Raw genomic sequence first — 5,301 nt, forward strand, 5'->3', positions numbered from 1 at the left:
CGAGCAGGACCGCCAGGCCCGCGAGCGCCAGCAGAAGGCCCTGGCCCGCCTGCGCCCCAAAGCTATTTACCTGGGCACGCAGTCGGTCGATAACCTGCAGCTCAGCCCCGACGGCCGCTACGTGACCTACACGCTGGGCCAGGAGCCCACGGCCGCCAAGGTGGCGCTGGTGCCCAGCTTCGTGACGGCCTCGGGCTTTACGGAGGATATTTCGACCCGTACCAAAGTGGGCGCGGCCCAAACGGCCTACGAGTTGGGCATCTACGACATTGGCCGCGACACCACCTTCGTGCTGGGCTACTCGGAGCTGAAGGGCCTCGACGAGCAGCCGGCTTACCGCAAGGAGTACCAGCTACCCGCCAAAGCGCCCGTGGCGGCCGACTCGGCCAAAGCGAAAGCCGCCGCGGCCGCCAAGGCCAAAAAGCCCGAGCTGCGCCGCGTGCAGCCCTACGGCCCGTTCTGGTCCGACGACGGGCAGCGGGCTTTTCTGGTAATGCGCACCGCCGACAACAAGGACCGTTGGATTGTGGCCCTGGACCCGAATACCCAGAAAATTAAGCTCCTCGACCGCCAGCACGACGACGCCTGGGTAAACGGCCCCGGCATTGGCTACGGCGCGGGCAACGTGGGCTGGCTGCCCGACAACCGCCGCGTGTGGTTTCAAAGCGAGGAAACCGGCTACAGCCACCTCTACACCGTGGATGCCAGCACCGGCCAGAAAACGGCCCTGACCAGCGGCAAGTTCGAGATTCAGCGCGCCGAGCTGAGCCGTGACCGCCGCACGTGGTATCTCACCGCCAACGCCACGCACCCCGGCGAGCAGCACTTCTACCACCTGCCCCTGAACGGCGGCAAGCTGGAGCAGATAACGACCCGGCCCGGCGCACACGAGGTGGCCGTGTCGCCCGATGGGCGCACGCTGGCCGTGCGCTACAGCTACACCAACAAGCCCTGGGAGCTGTTTGTGATGGACAACAAGCCCGGCGCGAAGATGCGGCAGCTCACCCACAGCACCACGCCCGAGTTCGAGAGCTACGCCTGGCGCGACCCCGAAATCATCACCATCAAAGCCCGCGACGGGGCCGACGTGTACGCCCGCCTCTACCGTCCGGCCCAGCCCGCGGCCCAGGGCCCGGCCGTGATATTCGTGCACGGAGCCGGCTACCTCCAGAACGCGCATAAATGGTGGAGCCAGTACTTCCGCGAGTACATGTTTCACAACCTGCTGGTGGAGAAGGGCTACACCGTGCTCGATATCGACTACCGCGGCTCGGCCGGCTACGGGCGCGACGTGCGCACGGGCATCTACCGCTTCATGGGTGGCAAAGACCTCACCGACCAGCTCGACGGCGTGAAGCTCCTCACCGAGAAGTACGGCGTGAGCCCGCAGCGCGTGGGCATCTACGGCGGCTCCTACGGCGGCTTCATCACGCTCATGGCCATGTTCACGCAGCCCGATGTGTTCCGGGCCGGGGCCGCCCTGCGCGCCGTGACCGACTGGGCCCACTACAACCACGGCTACACCGACAATATCCTCAACGAGCCCTACAACGACTCCATCGCCTACGCCCGCTCCTCCCCCATCAACCACGCCGCCGGCCTCAAAGGCGCGCTGCTGATGTGCCATGGCATGGTCGATACCAACGTGCACTTCCAGGACATCGTGCGCCTTTCGCAGCGCCTCATCGAGCTCAAAAAGGAGAACTGGGAGCTGGCCGTGTACCCCGTCGAAGACCACAGCTTCATCGAGCCCGCCTCGTGGACCGATGAGTACAAGCGCATTCTCAAGCTGTTCGAGACGAACCTGAAGCCGGCGGGCGGCGCGGGCGGGGCCGGGCAGTAGCTTCCCAACAGCAAATAGCCAGGCCGTAAAATCCCGCTGGCATGAGTGGGATTTTACGGCCTGGCTATTTGCTGCATGATAATGCTAGCGCTTGGGATTCACTTTAGCCTTGGGCGGCAGGTGGGCCAGGTACGGCAGCACGTATTGATTGTGGGGGAAGAATTTCAGCGTTAGTTGCCCATAGTGGCGGCACAGCTTGGCATCACCTAACTGGTAGAAGCTTTCGGTGAGGTAGCCCAGAATTTCCTCATATAGTGGCGTAGCGGCGTATTCGGCGCGCGACGTTGCCGCCAGAAACTGACTGATGCTGCGAACAGCATCGGCCCAGCGCGCGTGGTCGAGGTAGAGGGTCCCCAGCTTCCAGTAGGCTTCGGCAAACCATGCGTCTACGTACAAAATGGTGTCATTACGCGGCACGCTGGCTTCTATTTGTCGTATCAAACGCTGGTACAGCTCGTAGGCGCGTGGCTTAGTGGCTTCATTGCGATACAGACTGCGAGCCAGTTGACAGGTAATGAATGGATTAGCAGGCTCGTGCCGGGTGGCCTCTTCCAGCACATGGGCCGCGGTGGCAAAGTCGCCCGCTGCGTAAGCATCTTCCGAAGCAATGATTTTCATGCCGTAGCGCACCGAGCGCACCAGCGGTAATTGGTTGGTTTGCCCAATTGACTGGCCTTTAGCGACGGTGTTTCCTACGTGCAGAGTAGTATCGAAATCGATGTGCAACAGCGCAATGGTGTTGATGCGGGCGGGCAGGGCAATGTCCTCGCTATACAGATAAAACCGCGACTGCCCGTGCCCCGGCAGGGCCGAGAGCACGAGCAGCAGCAACAGCCAAACTACGCCCGCTCGAACAGTCATCAGAACAGCTTCAAATGCTTACTTCACGTCCGGCGTTACGCCCATGTTGGCGTAGCAGAAGCTCCACACGTCGGCCCACTCGTCAATCTGCAGCTTGGTGCTTTTGCCCGCGCCGTGGCCGGCGTTCACGTCTACGCGGATGAGCGTGGGGTTGAGGCCGGTGTTGGCAGCCTGCAGGGCGGCGGCGAATTTGAAGGAGTGGGCCGGCACCACGCGGTCGTCGTGGTCGGCGGTGGTGATGAGCGTGGCGGGGTAGGCGGCCGGCTTCAGGTTGTGCAGGGGCGAGAACTGGCGCAGGTTCTCGAACTGCGCCTTGTCGGCCGAGGTGCCGTATTCGGGGGCCCAGTTCCAGCCGATGGTGAAGGTCTGGTAGCGCAGCATGTCCATTACGCCCACGGCGGGCAGGGCCACTTTGCATAGGTCGGGGCGCTGCGTCATGGTGGCGCCCACCAGCAGGCCGCCGTTCGAGCCGCCCGCGATGGCGAGATGGTCGTAGTCGGTGTACTTGTTGTTCTTGAGGTACTCGGCGGCGGCAATGAAGTCGTCGAATACGTTCTGCTTGTTGGGCGTCATACCGGCTTTGTGCCATGCCTCGCCGTACTCGCCGCCGCCGCGCAGGTTCGGAATGGCCAGCACGCCGCCGTTTTCGAGCCACAGCATGCGCGCCACCGAGAAGCCCGGCGTGAGCGAGATGTTGAAGCCGCCGTAGGCGTACAGGTACGTGGGGTTCTTGCCATTCAGCTCCACCCCTTTCTTATGCACGATGAACATGGGAATCTTCGTGCCGTCCTTGCTGGGGTAGAACACCTGCGTGGTCACGTATTCGTTCGGGTTCACGTCCACCTGCGGGGCGCGGAATACCGTGCTGGTGTTGGTGGCCAAATCGTACTTATAGATGGTGGTCGGGTAGGTGAAGGATGTGAAGGCGTAGTACACCGACTTGGCATCGCGCCGGCCGCCGAAGCCGCTGGCCGTGCCAATGGCGGGCAGCTTCACATCGTGCTCAAACTTGCCCAGTTCCGAATACACCTTCACCTGCGAGCTGGCGTCGTTCAGATAGTCGGCAATGAGCTTGCCGCCCACCTGCTGCACGCTTTCGAGCTTGTTTTTGGTTTCGGGCAGCACGTCGTGCCAGTTGGCTTCGGCAGGCTTCTTCGGGTCGATGCGGACGACGCGGTAGTTGGGGGCCTTGTAGTTTGTGTACACCAGCACCTCGCCGCCCACGTTGCCAATCACGCTGTTATTGTCTTCGTAGCTGGCAATGAGCGTGGTCCAGGTGTTGGCCTGCTTGGGGTCGGTGAGGTCGCGCACGCGCAGCTGGTTGCCGTCGGCCTTGGCGTCGGTGAGGCTCAGCACCAGAAAACGCTCGTCTTCCGTGGCCGTCACGAAGCGGAAGCCCAGCGGCTTTGTTTTGTCTTCATACACCAGCTTGTCGGCCGATTGCGGCGTGTTCAGCTTGTGGAAGTACACCTTGTGATACTCATTCTTGCCCGACAGCCCGTTCTGGCCGGCCTTGGGCGCGTCGTAGCGGCCATAATAGAAGCCGTTTTTGGTCCACGATGTGCCCGACACCTTCACCCACTCCAAGGTTTCGGGCAGCAGCTTGTTGGTTTTCAGGTCCATTATCTGCACTTTGTGCCAGTCGGAGCCGCCGCTGCTGGTGGCGTAGGCCAGGTAGCGGTGGTCGTTGCTAAATTCCATGCCGGCCAGGGCGGTAGTGCCATCGGCCGAGAACTTGTTGGGGTCGAGCAGCACCTGCGGCTCGCCCGCGCCGCGCTGGCGGTAGAGCACGGCCTGGTTCTGCAAGCCGTCGTTCTTGCTGAATACCAGCTCCTCCCCCACCTGCTCGGGCACGCCAAACCGCTCGTAGTTCCAGATTTTCGTCAGCCGCTGCCGAATCTTGTCGCGGAACGGAATCTGGTCGAGATAGCCAAACGTCACCTTGTTTTCTTCGGCTACCCACTGCTTGGTATCGGGCGCATCGAGGGCTTCGAGCCAGCGGTACGGGTCGGGCACCTTGGTACCAAAATAGTCGTCGACGTGGTCGACCTTGCGGGTCACGGGGTATTTCACGGGCGGAATGGGAGCGGGCAGCTCCAGGCCGGCTTTGCGGCTGGGCTCTTCGGTTTCGGGGATGGTGGTTTCGGTCACGGGCCGGTGGTTGGGCAGGGCGTTGCGGTCGGTGGGCGCGGTGGCGCGGCAGGCCGCCGCCGAAGCCAGCAGCAGCACAACAGGTAAAGCAGCTTTCATGATTATAGCGGAGTTGAACAAGTTATTTAAAATGGCAGTGAAGGCCTTCAAAAAGAACGTCATGCAGAGCGCAGCGAAGCATCTCGCGTGGGGAAGTAACTCAATCGTTAGGTTTACCACTGCACGCGAGATGCTTCGCTACGCTCTGCATGACGTTCTTTTTCGTTTGCCGCATTGCCGACGTTCTTTTTAATCCATCTGCACGTCATCCGCCACCTGGCCGGTAGCGGGGGCGTGGGGCAAAGGCGTTGGTTCCGGGACCGGGGTTGCGGCCCCTTTGGCCTCGGCCAGCAGCTCGGGCAGGTGGGCGCGCAGCCAGCGCAGCTCCTCGTCCACGCGCTGGCTCA

The 5,301-nt window shown here is 62.3% G+C and carries 3 protein-coding genes; 1 reads left to right on the forward strand and 2 read right to left on the reverse strand.

Annotated features, from left to right (window positions below; all coding sequences use genetic code 11):
- Window positions 1-1,843: S9 family peptidase (locus tag ACYVDE_RS13855; RefSeq protein WP_460502135.1), on the forward strand; the 1,843-nt coding region annotated here is incomplete at its 5' end.
- A gap of 84 nt (window positions 1,844-1,927) precedes the next feature.
- On the opposite strand, the gene ACYVDE_RS13860 is transcribed toward ACYVDE_RS13855, so the two are convergent.
- Complete coding sequence (locus ACYVDE_RS13860; protein ID WP_460502136.1) at window positions 1,928-2,704, reverse strand: tetratricopeptide repeat protein; 777 nt, start codon at window positions 2,702-2,704, stop codon at window positions 1,928-1,930.
- Between the two features lie 18 nt (window positions 2,705-2,722).
- Window positions 2,723-4,954, reverse strand: a complete 2,232-nt coding sequence (locus ACYVDE_RS13865) for a prolyl oligopeptidase family serine peptidase (RefSeq protein ID WP_460502137.1) — start codon at window positions 4,952-4,954, stop codon at window positions 2,723-2,725.
- Window positions 4,955-5,301 lie beyond the last annotated feature (347 nt).

Source organism: Hymenobacter agri (assembly GCF_054778495.1).

What these genes read in the sequence shown, in the direction of transcription:
- ACYVDE_RS13860 (WP_460502136.1), bottom strand. Translation starts at nt 2,704, where the DNA reads ATGACTGTTCGAGCGGGCGTAGTTTGGCTGTTGCTGCTGCTCGTGCTC.
- ACYVDE_RS13865 (WP_460502137.1), bottom strand. Translation starts at nt 4,954, where the DNA reads ATGAAAGCTGCTTTACCTGTTGTGCTGCTGCTGGCTTCGGCGGCGGCC.